Genomic DNA, 26,233 nt, shown 5'->3' with positions numbered 1-26,233 from the left:
AGTAAACAAAACCAAAGCGGATTAGTTGGTACCCACTTTAATTTTTTGCCACAGGCTGACGGTCAGTTTCTTCGCGTCAGAACCCATTTGCGGCATCACGAAACCGTTTTGCATGTCTTCCGCAGTTGGGAAGATTGAGCGGGTTTCCACCAACTCTTTCGGCATTTTTTCACGCGCCGGCAAGCTGGCCGGGGCGAAGGTTACGGCGATGCCGTTTTTTGCTGCGATGTCGGCATCCAAAGTGTAGTTGATGTATTTGTGGGCGTTGTCAATGTTTTTCGCATCGGCAGGAATCAACCAAGATTCAATCCAGAAGCCCATGCCTTTAGGGGTCAAGACTTCGATGCCGACATTGTTGTTGACTTCTTCTGAACGGGCTTTGGCCAAGTTCAAGTCGCCACCGTTACCAGCTGCCAAACACACGTCGCCGCGTGCCAATTCGTCAATCACTGAAGGGCTGAAGCGTTTCACGTCAGGGCGAACGGCTTTCAATACTTCGGCTGCGGCATTGATGTCGTCAGTGCTGGTGCCTTTAGGGTCTTTGCCCAAGTAGTTCAATACAATCGGGAACATTTCAGACGGCGTATCCCACAAGGCGATGCCGCATGATTTCAGTTTGTTGGTGTATTCTGGTTTGAACAATAAGTCCCAGCCGTTTTCAGGCAATTGGCCGCCCAGCAGTTCTTTACCCTTGGCGGTGATGGCCAAAGTGTTCACACCTGAGAAGTAAGGTACGGCGTATTCGTTGCCCGGGTCGGCTGTTTCCAGCATTTTCAACAGCTCAGGGTCGATGTTTTTATAGTTTGGAATCAGGTCTTTATTGACTTTTTGATAAGCACCAGCTTCAATTTGGCGCGGCAAAAAGGCGATACCCGGTACAACGAGGTCGTAGCCTGATTTGCCGGTCAGCATTTTGGCTTCGAGAGTTTCGTTGTTTTCATACAAATCATAGGTCAGCTTCAAATTGTTTTGTTTTTTGAAGTCTTCAACAGTGGTTTCGTCCACGTAGTTTGACCAGTTGTAGATATTTAAGGTATCGGTAGCGGTTGCTTCAGCATTGGCAGCAGGCGCGCTGCCTGCTTGAGGTTGCTCGGCTTGTTTCTCGCCACCGCCGCACGCGGCCAGTGAAAATGCGGCCAATACGGCTAATACGGATTTTTTCATACGGGTTGGTTTCCTGATGAAAGAGTTAAAATTAAAAAGAAACAGACTTGCCCCATAAACACCCCGGCAAGCTGCAAGGTCATTGTAATGTAAGCTTAATCAAAATCAAAGCCATATCGGGAAATTTATGCAAAAAAATTCTATCGGCAGCTTTGGAAAGGTGGGGATGTGGCAGGTGGGTGGTGTGGTTTTTGGGCGAACACACGGCGCGAATCGGTAAGTTTGCAGAGAAAAGACTTGCATATAGGGGCAATCGTCTTTAAAATTGCGCGTTTACAGAATTTATTTTTCATTCAGGAGATATTCAATATGGCAAACAGCGCACAAGCCCGTAAACGTGCCCGCCAGTCGGTTAAACAACGCGCCCACAACGCTAGCTTGCGTACTGCATTCCGCACTGCAATCAAAAAAGTGTTGAAAGCTGTTGAAGCTGGTGACAAAGCTGCTGCTCAAGCAACTTACCGCGAATCAGTAAAAATTATTGACCGCATTGCTGATAAAGGCGTGTTCCACAAAAACAAAGCTGCTCGTCACAAGAGCCGTTTGTCTGCTAAAGTAAAAGCCTTGGCTTAATCTTTTGCAGCCAGCCGCATAAGGCGGCAACTCTGTAGGTGGCGACACCTGCACTAAGCGATTGCCCCTGACCGCGAAGGTATTTCAGGGGCATTGCTGCATCTTACAGACAGTGATTATTTTTCAGACGGCCTAATTAAATCCATGCCGTCTGAAAAATAAGAACGCATATCGGGTGAATTCGAATAATCCAGCCAAGCAAAAGCCGGTGGGTTAGCGGATTGACGTAAACGGTGAACATGATGTTGAAACATTATTTATGGGTAGGGGCAGGTTGCGTATTGGCCACGCCTGCTGCTTGGGCTTTGGATACGGCAGCCTTGCAATGTGCTGCTATGACCGATAACGCCATGCGTTTGGCTTGTTACGATAAGATTTATGCGGCGCAGTTGCCGCCTGCACAACCGGTGGCAACTTTGGATACCTTAGAAACCAAGCAGCCGGTGGATTTGGCGCAGACGGTCAATGCCAGCATTGAAAATAAAGAAACCACCATTGTTTTCGATGAAAAGGCCAATGAGAATTTGCTTTCCGAATCCGCTTTGCGCGATGCGGCTGAAGCCTATACGCCGTTGAGCATAATGTATGATTTGGATGTCAATGACGCGCGTGGCATTTTGACGGTGCGCGAACATAACCCAATGTATCTGATGCCTGCTTGGTATAATTCTAGTCCGAATTACTATCCGGAATCGCCTTCGCGTGGTGTGACCACGGCAGAAAAGTTTACCGAGCAAAAACGGCTTGAGACCAAAATGCAGGTTTCGTTTAAAAGCAAGTTGATGGAAGACGTGTTTAAAACTCGTGCGGATTTGTGGTTTGGCTACACGCAAAAATCCGATTGGCAGTTGTATAACCAAGGGTGGAAATCGGCGCCGTTTCGTAATACCGATTACGAGCCGGAAATTTTCCTGACCCAGCCAGTGAAGCTTGATTTGCCGTTTGGCGGTAAATTGCGCATGGTTGGTGCCGGTTTTGCCCATCAATCCAATGGTCAAAGCCGACCAGAATCGCGCTCGTGGAACCGTATTTACGCCATGGCCGGTATGGAATGGGATAAATTGACCGTGATTCCACGCGTTTGGGTGCGCACTGATGCCAATGGTGATGAAGACGATAATCCGGATATTTCCGATTACATGGGTTATGGCGATTTGAAAGTGCAATACCGCTTAAACGACAAGCAAAACATCTATTCTGTGTTGCGCTACAATCCGAAAACCGGCCATGGTGCGGTGGAAGCGGCTTACACCTTCCCGATTAAGGGTAAACTCAAAGGTGTGGTACGCGGTTTTCACGGCTATGGCGAGAGTTTAATCGACTATAACCACAAGCAAAACGGCATTGGTTTCGGTCTAATGTTTAATGATTGGGACGGCATTTAAACCGAGATTGGCGAAAGCAGTTCAACAGGTTTGTGTGCATAGCTCGTGCAAGCATAAGCGTTTATGCCACAAACCATGAAAAACACTCGTTTCTTACCGCCCAAACGCGTATAATAGTGCGTTTGGGCGGTCATATTGCGTATTTGACGGATAGGAAAACATGGCAGAACAACCAGCGGAAAGCGGTAAAATTGCTAAATCATTGAAAAGATACCTGATTACGGGTGTTTTGGTGTGGCTGCCGATTGCGGTCACCATTTGGGTGATTACCTACATCGTCACCGCCGCCGACCAATTGATTAATCTCTTGCCGGCGCATTGGCAGCCACAGCATTTCTTAGGCTTCAATATTCCCGGCTTGGGTGTGATTGTGGCGATTGTGGTGTTGTTTGTCACCGGCCTTTTTGGTGCCAACGTTTTGGGCAAACGCATCATTTCCGCTTGGGATGGCATACTCGGCCGCATTCCGGTGGTGAAATCGATTTATTCCAGCGTGAAAAAAGTGTCGGAATCTTTGCTGTCCGACAGCAGCCGTTCGTTTAAAACGCCCGTACTCGTGCCTTTTCCGCAGCCGAATATTTGGACGCTGGCCTTTGTTTCCGGCCATATTCCCGATTCGGTCAAAGCCTCGCTACCGCAAGGGGAAGAATACGTTTCAGTATATGTGCCGACCACGCCCAACCCAACCGGCGGCTATTACATCATGGTGAAAAAAAGCGATATCCGTGAGCTCAGCATGAGCGTGGACGAAGCCCTGAAATATGTGATTTCGCTGGGCATGGTGATGCCTGATGAGCATGTGCCAGAAGTATTGGTAGATGATGCGGGCAAGCCTTTATCGGAACCTAATCAACATTAAGTAATTCAGGCCGTCTGAATCTTTCAGACGGCATAACCATTTCAAACCAAATTAAATCAAACACAAAAAGGTGATTTTATGCGTACCAACTATTGCGGCTTAATCAGCGAGCAATATTTAGACCAAACCGTAACCGTCAAAGGTTGGGTGCATCGTCGTCGCGACCACGGCGGCGTGATTTTTATCGACTTGCGCGACCGCGAAGGCATCGTTCAAGTCGTGATCGATCCAGATACCAAAGAAGCATTTGAAACTGCCGATTCTGCGCGTAACGAATACGTTTTGAGCATTACCGGTCGCGTGCGCAACCGTCCGGAAGGCACGACCAACGACAAAATGGTATCAGGCAAAATCGAAATCTTGGCCAAAGAAATCGAAGTATTGAATGCTGCTGCCACGCCACCGTTCCAAATCGACGATGAAAATATCAGCGAAAACGTACGCCTGACCAACCGTGTGATTGATTTGCGCCGTCCGGTGATGCAAAACAACCTGAAACTGCGCTACAAAGTCGCTATGGGCGTGCGCCGTTTCTTGGACGACCAAGGCTTTATCGACATCGAAACACCGATGTTGACCCGCTCGACCCCTGAAGGCGCGCGTGACTATTTGGTGCCAAGCCGTGTGCATCCGGGCGAGTTTTTCGCCTTGCCGCAATCACCGCAATTATTCAAACAATTGCTGATGGTGGCCGGTTTCGACCGCTATTACCAAATCACCAAGTGTTTCCGCGATGAAGACTTGCGTGCCGACCGTCAACCTGAATTTACCCAAATCGACTTGGAAACCTCGTTTTTGAACGAGGACGAAATCATGGACATCACCGAAGCGATGGCCAAAAAAGTATTCCAAGACGCCATTGGCGTAGAATTGGGCGATTTCCCACGCATGCCGTTTAGCGAAGCCATGTTCTATTATGGTTCCGACAAACCGGATTTGCGCATCAGCCTGAAATTCACTGAATTGACCGACTTGATGAAAACGGAAGAATTCAAAGTATTCCGTGGCGCAGCCGACATGAAAGGCGGCCGCGTGGTGGCCTTGCGTGTGCCGGGCGGTGCCAAATTGAGCCGTAAAGAAATCGACGATTACACCAAATTTGTCGGCATTTACGGTGCCAAAGGCTTGGCTTACATCAAAGTAAACGATGTGACCAACTTGAGCAACGGCGAAGACAGCGGCTTGCAATCGCCGATTGTGAAATTCCTGTCTGAAAACGCGTTGAAAGAAATCATCGCCCAAACCGAAGCACAAAACGGCGACATCATTTTCTTCGGTGCCGACAAAGCCAAAATCGTGAACGAAGCCATCGGCGCATTGCGCATCAAAGTGGGCTTGGAACACGGTAAAGAAAACGGCTATTTCACCGATGAATGGAAACCGTTGTGGGTGGTTGACTTTCCGATGTTCGAATACGACGACGAAGCAGACCGCTACATCGCCGTGCACCATCCGTTTACCGCACCGAAAGAAGGTCATGAAGACCTGATGGAAAGCCAGCCGGAAAACTGCTTGGCACGCGCTTACGATATGGTGTTGAACGGCTGGGAAATCGGTGGTGGCTCAATCCGTATCCATCGCGCTGATGTACAGGAAAAAGTGTTTGCCGCGCTGAAAATTACGCCGGAAGAGCAGCAAGAAAAATTCGGCTTCCTGCTGGATAACCTGAAATTCGGTGCGCCGCCGCATGGTGGTTTGGCCTTCGGTCTCGACCGCTTGGTAACCTTGATGACCGGTGCCGAATCGATTCGCGACGTGATTGCCTTCCCGAAAACCCAACGTGCGCAATGTCTGCTGACCAACGCGCCAAACGTGGTGGACGACAAGCAGTTGCGCGAATTGAGCCTGCGTTTGCGCCAAAAAGCGACCGAAAACAAAGAAGCTTAATATTCGCTTAGATCAAAGGCCGTCTGAAAGAGTGATTCTTTCAGACGGCCTTTATATACACAGGCCATCTGAAAATTTATAATGGCTGAAATTGATTTAATGAACCATTCTATGCCGATTTATTTTATTGCTGACTTACATTTGAGCGAATCACGCCCCGAGCTGACGGCGCTGTTTCTGCGTTTTATGCAAGAAAAAGCACCGCAGGCGCAGGCGGTGTATATTTTGGGTGATTTGTTTGACTTTTGGGTCGGCGATGATGAAACGTCGCCCTTGATTGATTCGGTGCAACAAGCCATTCGCAAGGTAAGCGACGGGGGTGTGGCCTGTTATTTTCAACATGGCAACCGTGATTTCATGATTGGTGAACGCTTTGCGCGTGCGTGCGGCATGAAGCTGCTGCCCGATTATCAGGTGGTGGATTTATTCGGCCAGCAAGCTTTGCTGTGTCATGGCGATACTTTGTGTATTGACGATGTGCGCTATCAGCAATTTCGCAAAAAAGTGCATCAAAAATGGCGGCAGAAGCTGTTTCTAATGCTGCCGTTGTCGGTACGCTTGAAAATCGCCCATAAAATCCGCCACGCCAGCAAGCAGGACAAACAGCAAAAATCGGCTGAAATCATGGACGTGAATCCTGAATTTACGGCACAAATCGTCAAGCAATATGGTGTGCCGCTGTTGATTCATGGGCATACGCATCGGGAAAATATCCATGTAAATGAGGATTTTACCCGCATTGTGTTGGGTGATTGGAAAGCCGATTATGCTTCGGTATTAAGCGTGGATGAACAAGGGTTTCGGTTTGTCAGAGAGTAATAAAAAGAGTGGCACAATCTGAGACCTTTGCAAAACTCTTTCAAAAGCTAGCCCCCAAAACCGACGTCATTCCCGCGCAGGCGGGAATCCATTTTTTAACGTAGCAAGCTTTTGAATAAAATAGGTTTCTTAGATATTGCGATGGATTCCCGCCTGCGCGGGAATGACGGCCTTTAGAGTTTTTATGGGTGGTTCTTGATGTTTTGAAAAGGTTTCAATCTGCGTAAACCATAAAAAGGCCGTCTGAAATCGAAAATTTTCAGACGGCCTTTTTGATATATCGAAAACACGTGATTATGCTTCAGTTTGCGTTTCAGTAGTGGGTGCAGTTTCGGCGGCAGCCACTTCAGCAGCAGGTGCTTCAGCCTGTTCAGCAGCTTTGGCTGCTTGGCGTTCTGCTTGCGTGGCCATGGCTTGTTGCACGGCAGGGTGTTGTTGCGCAATGGCTTGTTCTTCCGGGCTCACTTCGCCTTTAAAACGGTTGTTCAAATCAAAGCGTTTACCGCCGCGAGCCAATGCTTTCAGATAACGCGGGCGGCGGCAGTGGTTTGCCAATACGCGGGCAATCAGACTGGCGTCGTATTGCGGCAGGGCGGCAACTAAGTCTTGGTCGATACCGACAGCCAGCGGTTTGAAGCGCTTGAATACGTCGTATTTGCTGTAAATATGATCGGCAATCATGTCGGTTTGTTTCTTTTTGCTCATGGTTTGGACGGCGGTTTTGAGTGCGGCGCCCAAAGCGGTTTCTTGTGTCATGTTGTCTGTATTCCTGTCAGTCTGAAGCCGTGCGCTCCCTAGTACACGGCGAATGCTTGCCATTGTAGTATAAAGCGGCTGATTTGGCGAAGCTTTTGTGTGTGAATTTGTTCAGACGGCCTGATTTATCTTGATAGGCCGTCTGAATATGTGGATTATTTGAAACGGGCAATGTCGGGCGTGTTGACGCGAACATCGGCATTTTGGGCGCGGTGGCGCAAGGCATGATCCATTAGCACCAAAGCCAACATGGCTTCGGCAATTGGCGCAGCACGCAAGCCGACGCAAGGGTCGTGGCGGCCGTGGGTGGCGATTTCAACCGGATTGCCGTCGATGTCGATGCTGCGGCGTGGTGTGGCAATCGAGCTGGTCGGCTTGATGGCGATGTTAACGTGAATGTCTTGTCCGGTGGAAATACCGCCGAGGATACCACCGGCATGGTTGCTCAAAAAGCCTTGTGGAGTGAGTTCGTCACCGTGTTCGCTGCCGCGTTGTGCCACGCAATCAAAACCGGCACCGATTTCCACGCCTTTAACGGCATTGATGTTCATCATGGCGTGGGCGATATCGGCATCCAAGCGGTCGAACACCGGTTCGCCTAAGCCGACCGGAATGTTTTTGGCTTCGATGTGCAGCTTCGCACCAACGGAATCCAGCGATTTGCGCACGCTGTCCATATAGTTTTCTAATTCTTCGATTTGGTTTTGGTTGGCCGCGAAGAACGGATTTTGGCTGATGAATTCCAAGCTTTCAAAGCGGATGGCTTTTTCGCCGACTTGGGTCACATAGCCAATGATCTCTGTGCCAAATTGTTCTTTCAACCATTTTTTCGCCACGGCACCGGCGGCCACGCGCGCGGCGGTTTCGCGGGCGGAAGAGCGACCGCCGCCACGGTAATCACGCGTGCCGTATTTGTGCCAGTATGCGTAATCGGCGTGACCGGGGCGGAATTGCTGCGCGATGTTGCCATAGTCTTTGCTGCGCTGGTCGGTGTTGCGAATCAGCAGGGCAATCGGTGTGCCGGTGGTTTTGCCTTCGAACACGCCGGACAAGATTTCCACTTGGTCGGCTTCGCGGCGTTGGGTAACGTGGCGGCTGGTGCCGGGTTTGCGGCGGTCAAGATCGGCTTGAATGTCGGCTTCGGTCAGCGACAATCCGGGTGGGCAGCCGTCAATAATGCAGCCCAAAGCGGGGCCGTGGCTTTCGCCGAAGGTGGTGACGGTGAAGAGTTGTCCGAAAGTGTTGCCTGCCATAATTCTGCTCTAAAAATGTTGTTAAACGAATGGGCTGAATTTTAACATAAAGGCCGTCTGAAACGGATTTTGTTTTCAGACGGCCTTGATTTATTTTTAATCAATCAGCTCAATTTGCCGTGGCATTGCTTGTATTTCAAGCCGCTGCCGCATGGGCATGGGTCGTTGCGGTGAATGATTTGACCTTTGGCAGCAAGGGCTTCGGGGCTGAAGTCGTTGCCGGCCGGATTGAAGGCGCCAGCAGCCAAGTCGCTCTTCGATTCACCGAGCAATTCTTCGATATCAGGCGCATCGGAATGCATTTCCTGCATATCGGTGATTTGTTGGGCAGAAAAGTCTTCGGCAGGGGTATCATTGCGCTCGATTTGCACCGAAGTCAGCAGCGACGCAATGTTGTGCTTGATGCCGCTCCACAGGTTTTCAAACATAGCAAAAGCTTCGCGTTTGTATTCTTGCTTCGGATTTTTTTGCGCGTAGCTGCGCAAGTGAATGCCTTGGCGCAGGTAATCCATCGCCGCCAAGTGTTCTCGCCATTGGTTGTCGATGACTTGCAGCATAACATTGCGCTCAAAGTCGGCCATTTGCTGTTTGCCGACCAATTCGACTTTTTCCGCGTATTCGGTTTCGATGTGGTCAATCAAACGCTCTTTCACATCTTGGCCGTCTAAGGTGTTGTCGGCTTGCAACCAGCCGGCGATGTCGGCATTCAGGCGGAAATCGGCCAGCAATTTGCTTTGCAGCGTCGGCAAATCCCATTGCTCTTCCATAGTATCCGGCGGCATGTGGGCATCGACCAAATCGCTGATGACTTCGGCGCGGATGTCTTTGGTTAAGTCGGTAACGTCTTTGTTGGTCAGGATTTCGTTGCGTTGGTGGTAAATCACTTTACGCTGGTCATTGGCCACGTCATCGTATTCCAAAACTTGTTTACGCATGTCGAAGTTGCGGCCTTCGACTTTGCGTTGTGCGCCTTCGATTTGGCGGGTCAGCATGCCGTGTTCGATAGCAACGCCACGTTCCGGTGCCAAGCGGTTGAGAATGGCGGCGGCGCGGTCAAGCGCGAACAGGCGCAATAATGGGTCTTCAAACGACAAGTAGAAACGGCTCGAACCCGGGTCGCCTTGACGGCCAGCACGACCACGCAACTGGTTGTCGATACGGCGGCTTTCGTGGCGCTCGGTGCCGATAATGTGCAAACCGCCCGCAGCAACCACTTGGTCATGCTCGGCTTGCCAGCCGTTTTCCAAAGCGGCGATTTGTGCGGCTTTGTCTTCATCGCTCAAGCTTTCGTCGGCTTGGATGGCATCGGTTTGGTGTTTCAAGTTGCCGCCCAACACGATGTCGGTACCGCGGCCGGCCATGTTGGTGGCTACAGTAATCGCCCCCACTTTACCGGCTTGCGCCACGATTAAGGCTTCGCGTTCGTGTTCTTTGGCGTTCAAGACATTGTGCGGCAGACCGGCTTCGGTCAGCATGCGCGACACCAATTCGGAATTTTCAATGCTGGTGGTGCCGACCAAGACCGGTTGGCCTTTGTTGTAGCATTCTTGAATGTCTTTGACCACGGCTTCAAATTTTTCGTCGGTCGAACGGAAAATCTGGTCGTTGAAGTCTTTACGCTGAATCGGGCGGTTGGTCGGAATAATCACCGTTTCCAAGCCGTAAATGCTTTGGAATTCAAATGCTTCGGTATCGGCGGTACCGGTCATGCCCGATAATTTGGTGTACAGACGGAAATAGTTTTGGAAGGTGATGGATGCTAGCGTTTGGTTTTCGCGCTTGATTTCCACACCTTCTTTGGCTTCAACGGCTTGGTGCAAGCCTTCAGACCAGCGGCGGCCGGCCATCAGACGGCCTGTGAATTCATCGACAATCACGATTTCGTCGTCTTGAATCACATAATGCTGATCCAAGTGGAACAAAGTATGCGCGCGTAATGCGGCCATCAGGTGGTGCATCAGCGCGATGTTGCCGGCAGAGTAGAGCGAGTCGTTTTCGGCCAGTAAGCCCATTTGGGTGAGGATCTGCTCGGCGTGTTCGTGACCTGCTTCGCTCAAAATTACTTGGTGCGCTTTTTCATCGACCCAGTAATCGCCTTCGCCGTCTTCGGTTTCTTGGCGGATTAAGTGCGCCGGAACGCTGTCCATCACTTGATAAAGCTGCACATTGTCGTCGGCTTGGCCGGAAATAATCAGCGGGGTACGCGCTTCGTCAATCAAAATGGAATCGACTTCATCGACCACGGCAAAATTCAAATCGCGCTGAACTTTGTCGTATTGGTCGGTAACCATATTGTCGCGCAGGTAGTCGAAACCGAATTCGTTGTTGGTGCCGTAGGTGATGTCGGATCCGTAAGCGGTTTGGCGGTAGAAAGGCTCCATGTCGGACACAATCACGCCCACGCTTAAGCCTAAGAAGTTATACAAAGGCTCCATAATGCCCGCGTCGCGTGCGGCCAAGTAATCGTTGACAGTCACGACGTGAACGCCTTTGCCGGACAGAGCATTGAGGTAAACGGCCAGCGTGGCGACCAAGGTTTTACCCTCGCCGGTACGCATTTCGGCGATTTTGCCGTTGTGCAGCACCATACCGCCGATGAGCTGCACGTCAAAGTGGCGCATGCCCAAGACACGGCGGCTGGCTTCGCGGCAGACGGCAAACGCTTCGACCAAGATGTCGTCTAAAGTCGCGCCATCGGCCAAGCGTTGTTTGAATTCTGCGGTTTTCCCTTGTAATGCCTCATCGCTCAAAGCCTGCATGTCAGCTTCAAGGGCATTGATTTTCGCAACGGATTTACGGTATTGTTTCAGCAAGCGGTCGTTGCGGCTGCCGAAGATTTTCTTTGCAATGTTTGTCAGCATGAATGGTTCCTGCGCCTGATATAAAATAGTGGCGAAAGCTGGATTTTAACACAAGCGATAGTGTAAGGTAGTCATGCCGTCTGAAATAGAGACAGTTTTACCGTATTTCAATATTCGTTGACAAAATCACCGATAAAAAGGCCGTCTGAAACATGAATTTAGAACAATTGGGCAAACGCGACCGGCATTTGCAGGCATTGTTGCAACAAGCGCAACAGTGGCATAGGTTGGATCAGGAAGTGAAAAATATCCTGCCCGCCAACTTGCGCGCGCATTTTCAGACGGCCTGTGTTGAAAATGGCAAACTGGTTTTGCTGGCGGCCAATAATATGGCTTCTTCGCGCCTGAAAATGATTTTGCCCTCGCTGCTGCCGCAATTGAAGCTGTTGCACGCAGATATTGCCGATGTGCAAGTAAGAGTATTGCCCAAACCGCCCAAGCCCGAGCGTAAAAATACATTGCAATTAAGCGATGTGGCTTTGCAGAGTTTTGAAGACACCGCTGCTAAACTGCAGGAACAGCATCCAAAATTGGCCGAACGCTTAGAACAGTTGGCTAAAAAGCATTATCGACAAAGATAATTTGTTAAATAATGTTAGTGTGACAATGAAAAAATAGCCTAATTAAATAGAATGAATTCTCATTTTGTAAGCAGGTGTAAATCTTCATTTAAACTTTGATTTAAATCAAAGTTTATAGCAGAATAAAGTCGCATACTTCTCTTTTGTCACAGAAGGCATGGCGCCTTTTGGCACAAATATTTTGGATAACTGAAACATTCTCATCATTAGGAGATATACATGAAAGCTTATTTGGCTCTGATTTCTGCCGCTGTTATCGGTTTGGCGGCCTGCTCACAAGAACCTGCTGCTCCGGCTGCCCCTGCTAGCGAGCCTGCGCCTGCTGCCGAAGCCTCTGCCCCTGCAGAAGCCGCACCTGCTGAAGCTGCTCCGGCTTCTGAAGCGGCTGCCCCAGCTGCCGACGCTGCTGCTGCCGGTAACTGTGAAGTCGTGGTTGAATCAAACGACGCTATGCAGTTCAACACCAAAGATATCCAAGTTAGCAAAGCATGTTCTGAATTCACCATCACATTGAAACATGTTGGTACTCAGCCTAAAGCCAGCATGGGTCACAACTTGGTGATCACCAAAGCTGAAGACCAAGACGGCGTATTCAAAGACGGCGTGGCTGCAGGTCCTGATGCTGAATATGTAAAAGCTGGTGATGAGCGTATCGTAGCACACACCAAATTAATCGGTGGCGGTGAGGAAGACACCATCAAAATCGACCCTGCTAAATTGGCAGACGGCAACTACAAATTTGCTTGTACCTTCCCAGGCCACGGTGCTTTGATGAACGGTACCATCACTTTGGTTGACTAGTCTTTTTGCACAACCGATATGAATCGAACAGCCTGCCTAGTTGCGGGCTGTTTTACTTTATCGCGCAACAAAAAGCGTAGAATAAAACAACAAGGCCGTCTGAACATAAGGAACCTCATCATGAATCCCTTCAACACCCAAAGTGTGACCTTTGCCGAACCCATCGACATGCTCTATGCCTGCCACGACAAAGTGCGCCGTTTTTGCAGCCAAGTAAAAATGCTGCCCGAATATATTGCTGAAAACGGCCGCAATGATGTGGTGCTGCAGGCGACGCGCCAAATCAGTCAATATTTCAACGTGGCCGCGCCGTTGCATCATGAAGACGAAGAAGAAAATTTCTTTCCGTTGCTGTTGCAATACGCCCCACAAGCGCAGGAAAGCATTGACGAATTATTGCGCCAACACGAAAGCCTGCATGCCAACTGGTCGGCAGTGGCAGAGGAGTTTGCCCGCTTGGAAGAAGATGCGGATTATCCGTTAAACACCGACGTATTGCAGCGCTTTACCGCCGGATACGATGTGCATTTGGATATTGAAGAACCCTTATTTGAAATGGGCAAAACCTTTATCCCGAAAGAAAAGCTGACCGAAATCGGCGAGATTATGGCGGCGAGAAGACGCAAATAATGCTTAGAAATGATTGTTTGATGGTTTCAGACGGCCTTAACACACGCTAGGCCGTCTGAAAGCGCAAACCGTTTATTTATCCCATAAAGAGAATCCCCATGCTCACCCCGCAAAGCAGCGAACTTTTCGACATTCCCTTTTATCAGTTTGCCCAAATGAAAAAACACGCGCCGGAAATGATTGAGCCGACCAAAGCCGCGTATAAACACCATTGGCAGATTTGGCGCGAACTTATCGGGCGCGTGGCCGATGATTTGGGCGAACCCTTCGCACCGCCACACATCGAGCGCTGGTGTAACGGCTGGCAGGTGCGCGCGCACTTTTTCGCCTATTTCAAATACGCGCAATACCAAGATTCCGCCGCGATTATTTCCGTGTTGCTCAACCGCCGCCGCCTTACCGTCAGCCTCGATTGGCATTGCTACAAAGCCGGCGTGTCGCCCATTGCTTTGCCGCAGTACAACCAATGGCTGGACGAATTAGACGCGCAAAAATACGCTGCTTTCGATATTTGGCACGGTGCAGAAGACGAATACGCCGATTACGCCACCGTGGCCGACACGCCGTCTGAAAACATCAGCCTGCAGCATCAAGATGATTTTTTCTGCATCGGCAAACACATTGAGCGCGCGGATTTGGGCAAGCAAGATGTGCAGCAATGGATTGTGAATGCGATAGAAGAATTGATTCCGTTGTATGAAGCCTGTTTTAAATAAAGAAAGTCATTTCAGACGGCCTGTTGCGAGTTGCCAGATAAAGCGCATCTCGTTATCATCACAAGCATTCTCAGGCCGTCTGAACAGCGGAATGCGTTTTCTTTCAGATGGCCTCAATCTAAAAAATACCATTGAAAATAAAGCACAAAATGACTGAAACCCAATCCCTAGACCTTGCCAAGCAACTCATTGCCCGTCCGTCTGTCACTCCCGATGACCAAAATTGCCAGCAGCTTTTGGCCGAACGCCTGCAAAAAATTGGTTTTACCATTGAAGAAATGAATTTCGGCGACACCAAAAACATCTGGGCGCGCCGCGGTACCACTGCGCCGGTGTTGTGTTTTGCCGGACACACCGATGTGGTGCCGACCGGTCCTTTGGAAAAATGGGATTCGCCGCCGTTTGAACCGACCGAGCGCGAAGGGCGTTTATATGGGCGCGGTGCGGCTGATATGAAAACCAGCATTGCCTGTTTCGTCACCGCTTGCGAGCGATTTGTGGCCGAGCATCCCGACCATCAAGGCAGCATTGCGCTGCTGATTACTTCCGATGAAGAAGGTGACGCGCACGATGGCACTACTAAGGTTGTGGACATATTGAAAGCCCGAGGCGAGTTGATTGATTATTGTATTGTCGGAGAACCGACCGCGACGAAAGTATTGGGCGATATGCTGAAAAACGGCCGTCGCGGCTCGCTTTCGGGCAATTTGACCGTTAAAGGCAAACAAGGCCACATCGCTTATCCGCATTTGGCGGTGAATCCCGTGCACACCTTTGCCCCGGCCTTGCTCGCGCTCACAAAAGAAGTATGGGACGAGGGCAACGATTATTTCCCACCGACCAGCTTCCAGATTTCCAACATCAACGGCGGTACCGGCGCCACCAACGTGATTCCGGGCGAACTCAACGTCAAATTCAATTTCCGTTTTTCGACCGAGTCCACCGAAGAGAACCTGAAACAGCGTGTGCACGATATTCTCGACCATTGCGGCGTGCAGTACGATTTAGCATGGTCTTGTTCCGGCCAGCCGTTCCTAACCCAAGCCGGCCGCTTAACCGACGTGGCACGCGCTACGATTCAGCAAATCTGCGGCGTGGAAGCCGAATTGTCCACCAGCGGCGGCACTTCAGACGGCCGTTTCATCAAAGCCATTGCGGCTGAATTGATTGAATTGGGTCCGAGCAACGCCACCATTCATCAGCTTAATGAAAATGTGTTGTTGGACGATATTCCGAAATTATCCGCGATTTATGAAGGCATGATGGCGGAATTGTTGAGATAATGAAGGCCGTCTGAAATGAACCCTGCCGATTTGCGTTTTGCCCATTGCGACGATTACACCGCCACCTTAAACGTGGCACGGCTGGACACGCCCATCGGCAAAATCTTGGCCGTGTTCAGCAGCGAAGGTTTGTGTTTGCTTGAATTTGCCGATCAAGACCAATTGCAGCGCGAATTGAACCATCTGCATCAAGCTTTGTCAGCCAATTTCAGTTGGCAAAAAAGCGCGTATCATGATGAATTTCAAAAGGAATTGGCTGAGTATTTCGCAGGCCGTCTGAAAACATTCAACACGCCGCTGCACATGGTCGGCACCGATTTTCAAAAGCAGGTGTGGGAGGTGTTGCTGACCATTCCCTACGGCGCAACCTTAAGCTACAAAGAGCAGGCGCAGCAGTTGGGCAATGTGAAGGCCATCCGCGCGGTCGCTGCGGCCAACGGGCAAAACAAAGTGTCGATTCTGATTCCGTGCCACCGCGTGATTGGCAGTGACGGCAAGTTGGTCGGCTACGGCGGCGGCATGACGCGCAAACGTTTTTTGCTGGATTTGGAAAGCGGCATGGAGCAGGGAACGCTGTTTTAAAGTTTCAGACGGCCTTGTTTGCAATCAGGCCGTCTGAAAAAAGATTTGAATCATTTGAAAACATAACGATAGAGAGAGTGCCATGAATCTCAAAAACCGCCATTTTTTAAAGCTGCTCGATTTCAGCCAAGATGAAATCCTGCATTATTTGAAGCTTGCCGCCGAACTCAAAGCCGCCAAAAAAGCAGGCAAAGAAGTGCAGCAGATGAAAGGCAAAAACATTGCGCTGATTTTTGAAAAAACATCCACCCGCACACGTTGCGCTTTTGAAGTAGCGGCGCGCGATCAAGGCGCGGGCGTGACCTATCTCGAGCCGACCGGCAGTCAAATCGGCCATAAAGAAAGCATCAAAGATACTGCGCGCGTGTTGGGTCGCATGTATGACGGCATTGAATACCGCGGTTTCGGGCAGGAAATTGTCGAAGAATTGGCCAAATACGCCGGCGTACCCGTGTTCAACGGCTTGACCAACGAATTCCACCCGACACAAATGCTGGCCGATGCGCTGACCATGCAGGAACACAGCGACAAACCGCTTCATCAAGTGGCTTATGCTTATGTCGGTGACGCGCGTTACAACATGGCCAATTCATTGTTGATTCTGGGCGCGAAACTCGGCATGGACGTGCGCATCGGTGCACCAAAAGCCTTGTGGCCGTCTGAAGACATCGTGGCGCAAGCCAAAGCCGTGGCAGCGGAAACCGGTGCGAAAATCTTGCTGACCGAAAACGCCAAAGAAGCCGTCAACGGCGTGGATTTTATCCACACCGACGTATGGGTGAGCATGGGCGAGCCGAAAGAAGTGTGGCAGGAGCGCATCGATTTGCTCAAAGCCTACCGCGTCACGCCTGAGCTGATGGCCGCTTCAGGCAATGCACAAGTGAAATTCATGCACTGTCTGCCTGCTTTCCACAACCGTGAAACCACCGTCGGCGAATGGATTTATGAAACTTTCGGCCTTAACGGCGTGGAAGTAACCGAAGACGTGTTCGAAAGCGAAGCCAGTATTGTGTTTGACCAAGCGGAAAACCGCATGCACACGATTAAAGCAGTGATGGTGGCTGCACTGGGTGAGTAAGGTTTAAGAATAAAATCAAGGCCGTCTGAAACATGATTGTTCAGACGGTCTTTTGTTGTTGATTGGTTTTCAGAAGAAATCAACCTTCACGGCTGTGTTCATCAGCTACTTTCACCGCTTCTTCAGCATTAAATTCGCTCAACACGCCTTGTTTCATCGAGATAATCCGTTCGGCGTGATGGAAATATTTGTCATCGTGGCTGATGGCGAAGACAGTGTAGCCTTGTTGCTGCAAAAGCGGCAGCAGTTCTTCGTAAAACACGCGGCGGAAATGCGGGTCTTGGTCGGCTGCCCATTCGTCGAGAATCAGCATGCTGCGGTTTTCTAATGCTGCCGCCAACAGGCCGAGACGTTTCTTTTGCCCCTGCGATAATTTGCTGTTGAGAATGCGGTTTTTTTCAAGTTTTACTTTGTCGCTCAATTGCAGGCGGTCGAGCCAGCGGGCAATCATTTCGGCAGAAGCATCTTCGCCCATGTTGTCGACCAGTTGGTCGAATAAATGAAAATCGGTGAATACGCTGGCAAAAAGTTGGCGGTAGGCATCGCGGTTGTGTTCGGTGATTTCGATGTCGTCCACAAAGATTTTGCCCGAAGTCGGGATGTACAAACCGGCCAAAATCATCGACAGCGTGGATTTGCCTGATCCGTTGCCGCCGATGAGAAAAACGGTTTCATGGCGACGAAGTGTGAGATTCACCGGCTGCAATGCGAATGATTGCCCGCCTTGTTCGGGGTAGGTGTAGGTGATATTTTCCAAACGGATGGTCTGCCATTCAGATGGCATGTGATGATGGCTGTGAAACTTTGGGTGGTATGCCGTTAAACCGAGATTGTTCAGTGCTTCGAGTGCCACTTTGCTGTTCATCAGCATGGGAAACGCGCCGATGGCTTGCGACAGCGGCGAGCGCATAAACAAAACAGTCATGGTGACGGTTGCTGCATCGGTCAGGCTCGCCCACTGATGATACACCGATAAATAAAAAATAATGCCGACTGCCGCCAGCATGGCGGTGTTGCCCCAGTTAATTGCCAAGGCATGCAGACTATCGGCACGCACCGCCCAGCTACGGTTATTTTGTGCGGCGGTAGTGAAGTCTTCGCGATAGAAGCGCTCGGCGCGGTAGCGGTTGAGCGTTAGCTCTTTATGACCGTCGAGGCTGGTTTCATAATGGGTGTAAAGCTCGTCTTCAAAACCACGCATTTTACGGAAGCTTTGGAACACGTGTTTGACAATCAGATTGGTGCCGACAATCATCAGCAGCAACACGACAGCGGTAACCAGAAAAAGCTTGGGTGACAGCCACGCCAAATACAGGCTACAACCGACGGTAAACAATACGCCTTGTGTAAACTCGGGCAAGCGGGTAAATGCCATGCTCAACGAGCGGATGTCGTTCGACAAGCTGGCCAGTAGTTTTGGTTTGCCCGTCAGCTGGATTTGCGCTTCTTGCGAATCCATAATCCGCTTCAAAAGCTGCGTGCGCATTTCAAACACAAACTGATGACCAATACGCGACAGGCGGATTTGCGACCAAGTGGCCACTACCAAATAAGCCAGTAACAGTAAGCCGAACGGCCACATCAAGCCACTGATCGCGCCGGCTTCACTTTGCAGCAGATAAGTGTTGATAAACATTAATACGCCGATGCCGAACAGGCCGGACAGCAAGGTCAGGCCGAACATAATCAGAAAAGGCTTACGGTATTGCCGGTAGATAAGGGAAATGATGTTCATGTATAAAGCAGTAGGAATGCCAAGGCCGTCTGAACGATTCAGACGGCCTTGATGATTTATTCATGATTGTCCAAATGGTAAATTTGGGCAACAGTGTCGATGATGTCGTTGTCGGAAGAGCCGGCTTTGTTGAGCGCACGGGTAGGCGAGTGAAGCAATTTATTGGTCAATTGAATGGATAAACGCTCCAATACTTCTTCGGCCGACGTGCCTTTGGCCAATTGTTTCATGGCGTTTTCCAATACTTGGCGGCGGGCGCGTTCGCCTTCGTCACGCAATGCGCGAATCAGCGGCACGCTTTGGCGGCTTTTCTGCCATTCGACAAATTCACCGACTTTTTCTTCCACCATGGCTTCGGCAGCGGAAGCGGCTTTTTGGCGTGCTTCTTTGCCGCTTTGCACGATGTCCTGCATATCGTCCACGGTGTAGAGATAGGCATCGTTTAATTCGCTGACTTCTTCTTCAATGTCGCGTGGCACGGCTAAATCGAGCATGAACACAGGCATGTGGTAACGTTTTTTTAATGCACGTTCGACCATGCCTTTGCCGACAATCGGCAATTGGCTGGCGGTGGACGACACAATCACGTCGTACTCATGCATGATGTCCGGCAGTTGGCTCAATAAGCACGGCTCGGCGTTGACGCTGAGTTTGTCGCACAATTCCTGCGCGCGCGGCAGGGTGCGGTTGGCGACGGTAATCAGACGCGGATTTTTGGCGGCAAAATAAGTGGCCACTAATTCAATCATTTCGCCCGCGCCGATAAACAAGACATTTAAATCGGCAATGTCGGGGAAGATTTGTTCGGCCATTTTTACCGAAGCAGACGCCATCGATACCGAATTTTCGCCCACGGCGGTATCGGTACGCACTTCTTTGGCGACGGCAAATGTTTTTTGGAACAAGGCATTCAGGTTGCTGTTGATGCTTTCTTGTTCTTGCGCGATGCGCACGGCATCTTTGATTTGGCCGAGAATTTGTGGTTCGCCCAATACCATCGAATCTAAGCCACAGGCTACGCGGAAGGCATGGCGCACGGTTTCGTTGCTGTCGAAGGTGTAGAGATAAGGGCGGATTTCATCGGCGGGCAAGTCGTGGTATTGCGCCAGCCATTCGATGATTTCTTCGGTGTCGCCGACGCAATAAAGCTCGGTGCGGTTGCAGGTGGACAAAATTACCGCTTCTTTGGCCGCATCGCTGCTGGCCAAGCTTTGCACGGCATCAGGCAGGCTTGCCGCAGCAAAAGCCAGCTTTTCGCGTATGCTCAAAGGCGCAGTTTGATGGTTGAGTCCGACGGCGGTAAGTTGCATGGGAATGTTAAGAATAGGGTAGTGTGCGTGAAGGCGTTATTATAGCGTAAGTTGGTTTTAAAAAGAATGTTTTGCGGCTTATGCAATCTGTTTGATTGCTAAATTTTAGCAGAAAATGGTTGGGCTAAATGATTGAACGGATAGAAAAAGGCCGTCTGAAATGATTCAGACGGCCTTTGATTTTGGTTTTAAACTGCTTCGGCTTCTTCAGCCAAGAAGCCGCGCAATTTTTGCATGGCTTTGGCTTCGATTTGGCGGATGCGCTCGGCCGATACACCGTATTCGGCAGCCAATTCGTGCAGAGTCAAACCGCCATCGTCTTGCAACCAGCGGCTTTCAACGATGTGACGGCTGCGGTCGTCCAGTTGTGCCAAGGCATTTTGCAGGCCATCGGTTTGCAGCGCGTAATGGGCTTGCTTGGCGATTTGCTGGGTCGGCTCGGTTTCGTTATCGGCTAACCAGTCGATTGGGGCGAAGTTGTCTTCGTCATCGTTACTGTCGGCCAAAATGCCAATATCGTGGCCGGTCATGCGTTGTTCCATTTCCAATACTTCGGAAAGTTTTACGCCCAAATCATCGGCGATGTCTTGCGCTTCTTTCGGCGACAAGGCATTCAGGCTTTTACGCATGCTGCGCAGATTGAAAAATAGTTTGCGTTGCGGCTTGGTGGTGGCTACACGCACCAAGCGCCAGTTGCGCAGAATAAATTCGTGGATTTCGGCTTTAATCCAATGCACGGCAAATGAGAACAAGCGCGCGCCACGGCTTGGTTCGTAGCGTTTCACTGCTTTCATCAGGCCGATGTTGCCTTCTTGAATCAAGTCGGCTTGGTTCAGGCCGTAGCCATCGTAACCGCGGGCGATGGACACCACCACGCGCAAGTGGGAAAGAATCAATTGTTTAGCGGCGTTTAAATCGCCTTTTTGTTGGCGTTCTGCCAGTTGGGTTTCTTCTTCGGCAGAAAGCATTGGAATATTGTTCACGGTATGAATGTATTGCTCCAAGCTACCGTTACCGCTGTGGATTACTGGTAATGCAAAAGCGTTATTCATCATTAAGTGGCTTTCCTTGTTATGCGCGCCAGCCGGTAATCAGCAAGCGCTTAAGAATGTGTGGCGAAGTAGTATAACACTACTGTTTTGATATGGCTATTAGACCGCTTTTTTGTGTTATGTTGTATGTGCGATAGGTTAAATTTTGTATTTTTAAAAATATGATTAATTTTTAATATTTGAGTGTTTTTCTCGGGAATAGATTTATTATAGAACAATTTATGGGTGATGTAAATTCAGACGGCCTGATAAACAATCAGTCTATCAGGCCGTCTGAACAGTGTAGTGAAGGGCTTATTCTTGCTTGTTGCGCAGGGCGAAAAGCAGTAAGGCTGCGGCGCTGAGTAGGCCAATGAGCCACCAAGAGCCGCCCATTTTCATGTAAGGCGTTTCACCGATATGGCCTTTAATATGGCCTTCCAATACGGTTTCGGTATTGGCTTCGGCTTCGCTGATGATGCTGCCTTTAGGCGAAATAATCGCGGTGGCGCCGGTGTTGGTGGCGCGCACCATATAGCGGCCTAATTCCATCGCGCGCGCTTGCGACTGCTGCAATTGCTGATACATGGCGTTGGAATCGCCATACCATGCCATATTGCTGACGTTGGCCAGTAGGGTGGATTGGCGGGCAGTGGCGATTAATTCGTCGCCAAAACCGTCTTCATAGCAGATGTTGAACGCCACACGCTGGTCTTTCATGACCAAAGGCGCTTGGCCTTCGCCGCCTTTGCGGAAGTCAGCTAGCGGCATGTTCATCATGCGGTAAAGCACGTTGGTGATGGCGGGTAAGGGTTTGTATTCGCCAAACGGCACCAAATGGTTTTTGGCGTAATACGGGATTTCTTCGGCGGTGGTGTTGTTGTAGTTGCTTAAGTTAATCACGGCATTTTCATAGCCGTTGCCATCACGTGTGTATTGGCTGATGCCCAAAGCCAGCGCGCTGCCGTTGCTTTGTGCTTGGGCGGCAAAGGTGCTCAATACTTCTTCCGGCAGGGTTTGGCGCATTTCCGGAATGGCGGTTTCCGGCAAAATCACGATGTCGGCACGGGTTTTGCTCAGCTGCTCGTAATACTTTTGAATGGTCGGAACGATTTGGTCTTCCTGCCATTTGATGTGTTGTTCGATATTGCCTTGCAGCAGGGCGACGGTGTTGGTGCTGCCGTCCGGTTCGGTAAATTCGGCTTCTTGGGCGATGTAGCCGACGGTGCACAAAGCCACGCCGCAACATAAAGGCATGAGCCGGTTTTTCAGACGGCCTGCGTTATCGACCAACAATACCAACCATGCGCCAATGCAGGCGGTGGCAAAGGTCACCAAATGAATGCCGCCGATGGGTGCGAAGCCGGCCAGCGGGCTGGTTTTGGTGATTTGTGAATAACCTAATGCGCCCCAGCCGAAACCGGTCAAGAAACGTTCGCGGGCAAACTCGGTTAGCGTCCATAAAATCGGCAGCACAATACCGATTTTAATCCAGCGCGGAAAGTGGAATTTTTTCCATAACCAAAAACACAGGGCAGGGTAGAGCGCCAAAAATGCCGGCAGCAACACTGTCATTGGAATAGCATAAAGATTCGGCAGGCCGGCAACTTCGTGCAAGGCAGTATGAATCCAGTAAAACTGGGACACATAAGCAAAAAAGCCGAACACATAAGCCGTTGAAGCAGCCACGCGCGGGCGCAGCTCAATCAGGCGGATCAGAGCGCCGAATAGCAGTGGCATCAGCCAGAAATGATAATAAGGGGCAAAGGCGAGCGGCGTAGCACTACCGATAACGATGACCAGCGGCCAATAGAGCAGCGGCTTTTGCCAATATGTTTCGAGTTTACGGAGAATCTTCATGCGTTAAGTGACAAGAAAGAGTGGAGGCCGTCTGAAGGCTTTAGGTTTCAGACGGCCTTACGGCACACAAATCAATGTTTTTTAGAGAATACTTTCATCAAAGGCAATACCACGGCGCACACCGCCGCACCGGTCAGTACACCGACCACTAAGTTGGCCACTTGTGCCATCAGGCCGGTATCCCAATGATGGGCGTGCAGGAAATCGTGTACTGGGCCGAAGTTGTGGGCGATGATACCGCCGCCGACCAAGAACATCGCCAGAGTGCCGACCACGCTCAATGCGCGCATAAACCACGGCATGAAAGCGATGATGCCACGGCCAAAGGCTTTGGCAGCGCTGCTGCCTTTTTCGATTAGGCGCAAACCTAAATCATCGAGCTTAACAATGATGGCAACCAAGCCGTACACAATCACGGTCATGCCGATGCCGATGGCCGACATCACCAAAGACTTGGTCAGCACGCCGTAGGCGCTTACCACGCCCAAGGCGATGATGATGATTTCGGCCGACAAAATAAAGTCGGTGCGGATGGCGCCGGTGATTTTGGCTTTTTCATCAAAAATTTCATCGCTGGCGTGCGAAGCGGCTTCATTGTCGTCGTTTTTGTGCAAAAATTTATGCAGCAGCTTTTCCACGCCTTCAAAACACAAATACGCGCCGCCAATCATCAATAAAGGCGTAATCGCAGCCGGTAGGAAAATAGATAACAATAAAGCCGCCGGTACCAAAATGACTTTATTAATCAGCGAGCCTTTGGCCACTGCCCATACAATCGGCAATTCGCGTTCGGCAGAAGCACCGGTCACTTGGTTGGCATTCAAGGCCAAATCGTCGCCGACCACGCCGGCAGTTTTCTTGGCGGCCATTTTGGTCATTAAGGCCACGTCGTCCAATACGGCGGTAATGTCGTCAAGCAGGGTAAATAGGGAAGCAAAAGCCATTTTGAATGGTTCCTAATAAAGAAAAAGTCATGATTTTCCGCTAAGCTAGGTTTGATTGGCGACCAGTTGACGCATAAATCTGCCTTTAGCGAAACCCACTATTATAGCTGAAAATTATACGGATTTTATCATTCAGACGGCCTTTAATTTAATTAAAGGAAAGAAAAGATTATTAAGTGGTTGCCAATTGCATGGTATGACATGTGCTAAAATTCCCCATAATCGGCCGATAACGCCATAAATCGCTGTTTTCCCCCTTAACTTCCAGCAGATCAGGAGAAATAAAAACGTGGATTGGATGAATATCTTATTCCTGCTCGGCGGCGCGCTGCTGTTTTTGAGTGTGGTTTCCACCACACTGTCGGCGCGTTTGGGTATGCCCTTGCTGTTGGTGTTTTTGGGGGTTGGCATTTTGGCCGGTGAAGAGGGGATAGGCGGCATTGAGTTTGACAATTTTGTCTCGGCCAACTTCATTTGCCAGCTTGCTTTGGCGGTGATTTTGCTGGATGGTGGATTGCGCACGCGTTTTCAGAGCTTCCATATCGGTTTGAAACCGGCGGCGGTGTTGGCAACATGGGGTGTGTTTGCCAGCGTAGCTTTGTTAGGTATTTTCACCACGCTTTATTTGGATGTGGATTGGCGCTTTGGTTTACTGATGGCGGCGATTGTCGGCTCGACCGACGCCGGTGCGGTATTCAGTCTGTTGCGCAACAGCGGCGTGCGCTTGAATCAGCGTGTGCAAGCGACGCTGGAAATTGAATCCGGTGCCAACGACCCAATGGCGATTTTCTTGGTGACTGCGGTCATTGCCATGATGGTTAAGCCGGATGAGGGCGGCGTGATGTCGTTTGTGTGGATGTTGCTGCTACAAATCGGCTTTGGTTTGCTGATGGGCTTTATCGGTGGCAAATTGCTGGCCAAGCTGGTACGCCGTCTGAATCTGCCGGAAGGTTTGTATGCCTTGATGATTGTATCGGGTGGTTTGCTGGTGTTTTCGTTTACCAACTTGATTGGCGGCAGCGGCTTTTTGGCGGTGTATTTGGCCGGCGTATTGGTGGGCAATCAGCACAACCACGCGACGGAACACGTTTTACGCGTGATGGACGGCTTAGCATGGCTGGCTCAGGCAACCATGTTTGTCGTGTTGGGTTTGCTGGTAACACCGTCGAGTGTGTTGGAGCGTGGTTCTGATGCGATGGTATTGGCGGCATTTTTGATGTTGGTGGCGCGACCGATTGCAGTGTTTACCGGCTTGTGGCCGTTTAATTACAGCGTGCGTGAAAAGGCATACATCAGTTGGCTGGGTTTGCGCGGTGCAGTGCCGATTACGCTGGCGATGATGCCATTGGTGATGGGTGTACCCAATTCGCGGGCATTGTTTGACGTGGCATTTGCGGTGGTGGTGTTGTCACTGCTGATTCAGGGCACAACCATTCCGGTGATGGCGCGCTTGCTGAAAGTGGCCATGCCGCCGAAGCCGGAGCCAACCGACAGCCGCGATATTTGGTTGGCGGAAAAAGAAGCAGTGCGCATGACATCGTTTAAAGTGGTGAAGCAATCCGAAGCAGAAGGCGTGCATCCCGATGATGTGGCGCCAATTTCAGCCAGCTTCGACCGCCGCTGTTTTGCACTGATTCGCGAAGGACACCGAATCGAGTTGCAAAGCGATACCAAGCTGAAAAAAGACGACATTGCTTGGTATATCCTGCCTGATGATCAGGTCGAAAATATGGCCTATTACTTTACTGAAACCGATAAGAGCGTGTTGCTGAATTTCGATTATTTTGGCGAATTTTCATTTGATCCGGTTAGCCGTGCCGGTGATTTGGCGAAGGCTTATGGTTTGAAATTGCAGCCGAACGAAGAGAGTTTGAGCTTGAGCGAATTATTTGAGCTGCGTTCGGAAAGCACCAAATGGGTGGAGGGCGACCGCGTGAGCATTGGTGAATTTGAGCTGACGATTAAAGAATTGAATAAAGACGGCAGCATTAAATTGATGGGTATGAAGTTCCCTGATTAAACAATGAGCTGTTTATATGAATCGAGGCCGTCTGAAATGTTTCAGACGGCCTCGATTTATTTTTCAGGCTGAGGCCTTTGCAAAACCCCAGATTTGAGTGCAGTT

At 50.2% G+C, this 26,233-nt stretch carries 21 protein-coding genes and 1 pseudogene; 13 read left to right on the top strand and 9 right to left on the bottom strand.

Annotated elements, in window-relative coordinates; genetic code table 11:
- Positions 1–21: 21 nt before the first annotated feature.
- Complete coding sequence (locus GJV52_RS02645) at positions 22–1,164, bottom strand: extracellular solute-binding protein (protein ID WP_095503344.1); 1,143 nt, start codon at positions 1,162–1,164, stop codon at positions 22–24.
- A gap of 309 nt (positions 1,165–1,473) precedes the next feature.
- On the opposite strand from GJV52_RS02645, the gene rpsT reads away from it, so the two are divergent.
- The 5 genes from rpsT to lpxH all read left to right on the top strand — a co-directional run bounded on the left by rpsT (position 1,474) and on the right by lpxH (position 6,687).
- Positions 1,474–1,737 (top strand): 30S ribosomal protein S20, encoded by a 264-nt coding sequence (rpsT, locus tag GJV52_RS02640; protein ID WP_096294658.1) that lies wholly within the window; start codon positions 1,474–1,476, stop codon positions 1,735–1,737.
- Between the two features lie 239 nt (positions 1,738–1,976).
- A complete protein-coding gene (locus tag GJV52_RS02635; RefSeq protein WP_100562437.1) occupies positions 1,977–3,122 on the top strand; it encodes a phospholipase A in 1,146 nt (381 codons plus the stop codon).
- Between the two features lie 160 nt (positions 3,123–3,282).
- Positions 3,283–3,981, top strand: a complete 699-nt coding sequence (locus GJV52_RS02630; RefSeq protein WP_095503347.1) for a DUF502 domain-containing protein — start codon at positions 3,283–3,285, stop codon at positions 3,979–3,981.
- A 78-nt stretch (positions 3,982–4,059) separates the two neighbouring features.
- On the top strand, positions 4,060–5,868 hold the full coding sequence (gene aspS / locus GJV52_RS02625) for an aspartate--tRNA ligase (protein ID WP_100562439.1): 1,809 nt from the start codon (positions 4,060–4,062) through the stop codon (positions 5,866–5,868).
- Positions 5,869–5,979: 111 nt separating this feature from the next.
- Positions 5,980–6,687: a UDP-2,3-diacylglucosamine diphosphatase gene (lpxH, locus tag GJV52_RS02620; RefSeq protein WP_095503368.1), complete on the top strand. Its 708-nt coding sequence runs from the start codon at positions 5,980–5,982 to the stop codon at positions 6,685–6,687.
- Between the two features lie 294 nt (positions 6,688–6,981).
- Here lpxH and GJV52_RS02615 read toward each other — a convergent pair whose 3' ends face one another.
- The 3 genes from GJV52_RS02615 to secA all read right to left on the bottom strand — a co-directional run bounded on the left by GJV52_RS02615 (position 6,982) and on the right by secA (position 11,557).
- Positions 6,982–7,443: a ProQ/FINO family protein gene (locus GJV52_RS02615; protein ID WP_095503349.1), complete on the bottom strand. Its 462-nt coding sequence runs from the start codon at positions 7,441–7,443 to the stop codon at positions 6,982–6,984.
- 155 nt (positions 7,444–7,598) lie between these two features.
- Positions 7,599–8,696 (bottom strand): chorismate synthase, encoded by a 1,098-nt coding sequence (aroC, locus tag GJV52_RS02605; protein WP_100562441.1) that lies wholly within the window; start codon positions 8,694–8,696, stop codon positions 7,599–7,601.
- A gap of 104 nt (positions 8,697–8,800) precedes the next feature.
- Positions 8,801–11,557, bottom strand: a complete 2,757-nt coding sequence (gene secA / locus GJV52_RS02600) for a preprotein translocase subunit SecA (RefSeq protein ID WP_100562443.1) — start codon at positions 11,555–11,557, stop codon at positions 8,801–8,803.
- A gap of 152 nt (positions 11,558–11,709) precedes the next feature.
- On the opposite strand from secA, the gene GJV52_RS02595 reads away from it, so the two are divergent.
- The 7 genes and pseudogenes from GJV52_RS02595 (at position 11,710) to argF (ending at position 17,228) form a co-directional block, all read left to right on the top strand.
- Entirely contained in the window at positions 11,710–12,138 is a 429-nt protein-coding gene (locus GJV52_RS02595) for a DciA family protein (RefSeq protein WP_095503352.1), read from the top strand.
- Positions 12,139–12,357: 219 nt separating this feature from the next.
- Positions 12,358–12,939: an azurin gene (gene azu, locus GJV52_RS02590; protein ID WP_095503353.1), complete on the top strand. Its 582-nt coding sequence runs from the start codon at positions 12,358–12,360 to the stop codon at positions 12,937–12,939.
- Positions 12,940–13,059: 120 nt separating this feature from the next.
- On the top strand, positions 13,060–13,569 hold the full coding sequence (locus GJV52_RS02585) for a hemerythrin domain-containing protein (RefSeq protein WP_095503354.1): 510 nt from the start codon (positions 13,060–13,062) through the stop codon (positions 13,567–13,569).
- Between the two features lie 98 nt (positions 13,570–13,667).
- Positions 13,668–14,285, top strand: a complete 618-nt coding sequence (locus GJV52_RS02580) for an HI_0552 family protein (protein ID WP_100562445.1) — start codon at positions 13,668–13,670, stop codon at positions 14,283–14,285.
- Positions 14,286–14,434: 149 nt separating this feature from the next.
- On the top strand, positions 14,435–15,568 hold the full coding sequence (gene dapE / locus GJV52_RS02575; protein ID WP_100562447.1) for a succinyl-diaminopimelate desuccinylase: 1,134 nt from the start codon (positions 14,435–14,437) through the stop codon (positions 15,566–15,568).
- A gap of 75 nt (positions 15,569–15,643) precedes the next feature.
- Positions 15,644–16,150: pseudogene (locus tag GJV52_RS02570) on the top strand (methylated-DNA--[protein]-cysteine S-methyltransferase); the annotation flags it as partial.
- A gap of 82 nt (positions 16,151–16,232) precedes the next feature.
- Positions 16,233–17,228, top strand: coding sequence for an ornithine carbamoyltransferase (gene argF, locus GJV52_RS02565; RefSeq protein WP_100562449.1), 996 nt, complete (start codon positions 16,233–16,235; stop codon positions 17,226–17,228).
- A gap of 79 nt (positions 17,229–17,307) precedes the next feature.
- Here argF and GJV52_RS02560 read toward each other — a convergent pair whose 3' ends face one another.
- The 5 genes from GJV52_RS02560 to GJV52_RS02540 all read right to left on the bottom strand — a co-directional run bounded on the left by GJV52_RS02560 (position 17,308) and on the right by GJV52_RS02540 (position 24,108).
- Positions 17,308–18,963 (bottom strand): multidrug ABC transporter permease/ATP-binding protein, encoded by a 1,656-nt coding sequence (locus GJV52_RS02560; RefSeq protein WP_100562451.1) that lies wholly within the window; start codon positions 18,961–18,963, stop codon positions 17,308–17,310.
- Positions 18,964–19,019: 56 nt separating this feature from the next.
- A complete protein-coding gene (gene hemA / locus GJV52_RS02555; RefSeq protein WP_100562453.1) occupies positions 19,020–20,273 on the bottom strand; it encodes a glutamyl-tRNA reductase in 1,254 nt (417 codons plus the stop codon).
- A 188-nt stretch (positions 20,274–20,461) separates the two neighbouring features.
- Positions 20,462–21,325, bottom strand: coding sequence for an RNA polymerase sigma factor RpoH (gene rpoH, locus GJV52_RS02550; protein WP_095503369.1), 864 nt, complete (start codon positions 21,323–21,325; stop codon positions 20,462–20,464).
- 294 nt (positions 21,326–21,619) lie between these two features.
- On the bottom strand, positions 21,620–23,164 hold the full coding sequence (gene lnt, locus GJV52_RS02545) for an apolipoprotein N-acyltransferase (protein ID WP_100562456.1): 1,545 nt from the start codon (positions 23,162–23,164) through the stop codon (positions 21,620–21,622).
- Between the two features lie 71 nt (positions 23,165–23,235).
- Positions 23,236–24,108 carry a DUF808 domain-containing protein gene (locus GJV52_RS02540; RefSeq protein WP_095503362.1) on the bottom strand — a complete coding sequence of 291 codons (873 nt, stop codon included), beginning with the start codon at positions 24,106–24,108 and terminating at the stop codon, positions 23,236–23,238.
- Between the two features lie 289 nt (positions 24,109–24,397).
- Between GJV52_RS02540 and GJV52_RS02535 the strand changes: the two genes are divergently transcribed.
- On the top strand, positions 24,398–26,128 hold the full coding sequence (locus GJV52_RS02535) for a potassium/proton antiporter (protein ID WP_195690061.1): 1,731 nt from the start codon (positions 24,398–24,400) through the stop codon (positions 26,126–26,128).
- Positions 26,129–26,233: the final 105 nt, after the last annotated feature.

The sequence above is a fragment of the Neisseria brasiliensis genome, assembly GCF_009671065.1.
Lineage (GTDB): Bacteria > Pseudomonadota > Gammaproteobacteria > Burkholderiales > Neisseriaceae > Neisseria > Neisseria brasiliensis.
The sequence above is the reverse complement of the archived record's forward strand: the minus strand, read 5'-3'. Positions and strand labels throughout refer to the sequence as shown.

Bases quoted from the DNA above. Each gene is read 5' to 3' on its own strand.
- GJV52_RS02645 (WP_095503344.1), bottom strand. From the start codon at position 1,164: ATGAAAAAATCCGTATTAGCCGTATTGGCCGCATTTTCACTGGCCGCG.
- GJV52_RS02630 (WP_095503347.1), top strand. From the start codon at position 3,283: ATGGCAGAACAACCAGCGGAAAGCGGTAAAATTGCTAAATCATTGAAA.
- GJV52_RS02595 (WP_095503352.1), top strand. From the start codon at position 11,710: ATGAATTTAGAACAATTGGGCAAACGCGACCGGCATTTGCAGGCATTG.
- hemA (WP_100562453.1), bottom strand. From the start codon at position 20,273: ATGCAACTTACCGCCGTCGGACTCAACCATCAAACTGCGCCTTTGAGC.
- aroC (WP_100562441.1), bottom strand. From the start codon at position 8,696: ATGGCAGGCAACACTTTCGGACAACTCTTCACCGTCACCACCTTCGGC.
- aspS (WP_100562439.1), top strand. From the start codon at position 4,060: ATGCGTACCAACTATTGCGGCTTAATCAGCGAGCAATATTTAGACCAA.
- rpsT (WP_096294658.1), top strand. From the start codon at position 1,474: ATGGCAAACAGCGCACAAGCCCGTAAACGTGCCCGCCAGTCGGTTAAA.
- GJV52_RS02615 (WP_095503349.1), bottom strand. From the start codon at position 7,443: ATGACACAAGAAACCGCTTTGGGCGCCGCACTCAAAACCGCCGTCCAA.
- azu (WP_095503353.1), top strand. From the start codon at position 12,358: ATGAAAGCTTATTTGGCTCTGATTTCTGCCGCTGTTATCGGTTTGGCG.
- GJV52_RS02540 (WP_095503362.1), bottom strand. From the start codon at position 24,108: ATGGCTTTTGCTTCCCTATTTACCCTGCTTGACGACATTACCGCCGTA.
- lpxH (WP_095503368.1), top strand. From the start codon at position 5,980: ATGCCGATTTATTTTATTGCTGACTTACATTTGAGCGAATCACGCCCC.
- argF (WP_100562449.1), top strand. From the start codon at position 16,233: ATGAATCTCAAAAACCGCCATTTTTTAAAGCTGCTCGATTTCAGCCAA.
- GJV52_RS02580 (WP_100562445.1), top strand. From the start codon at position 13,668: ATGCTCACCCCGCAAAGCAGCGAACTTTTCGACATTCCCTTTTATCAG.
- lnt (WP_100562456.1), bottom strand. From the start codon at position 23,164: ATGAAGATTCTCCGTAAACTCGAAACATATTGGCAAAAGCCGCTGCTC.
- GJV52_RS02560 (WP_100562451.1), bottom strand. From the start codon at position 18,963: ATGAACATCATTTCCCTTATCTACCGGCAATACCGTAAGCCTTTTCTG.
- secA (WP_100562443.1), bottom strand. From the start codon at position 11,557: ATGCTGACAAACATTGCAAAGAAAATCTTCGGCAGCCGCAACGACCGC.
- dapE (WP_100562447.1), top strand. From the start codon at position 14,435: ATGACTGAAACCCAATCCCTAGACCTTGCCAAGCAACTCATTGCCCGT.
- rpoH (WP_095503369.1), bottom strand. From the start codon at position 21,325: ATGAATAACGCTTTTGCATTACCAGTAATCCACAGCGGTAACGGTAGC.
- GJV52_RS02585 (WP_095503354.1), top strand. From the start codon at position 13,060: ATGAATCCCTTCAACACCCAAAGTGTGACCTTTGCCGAACCCATCGAC.
- GJV52_RS02635 (WP_100562437.1), top strand. From the start codon at position 1,977: ATGATGTTGAAACATTATTTATGGGTAGGGGCAGGTTGCGTATTGGCC.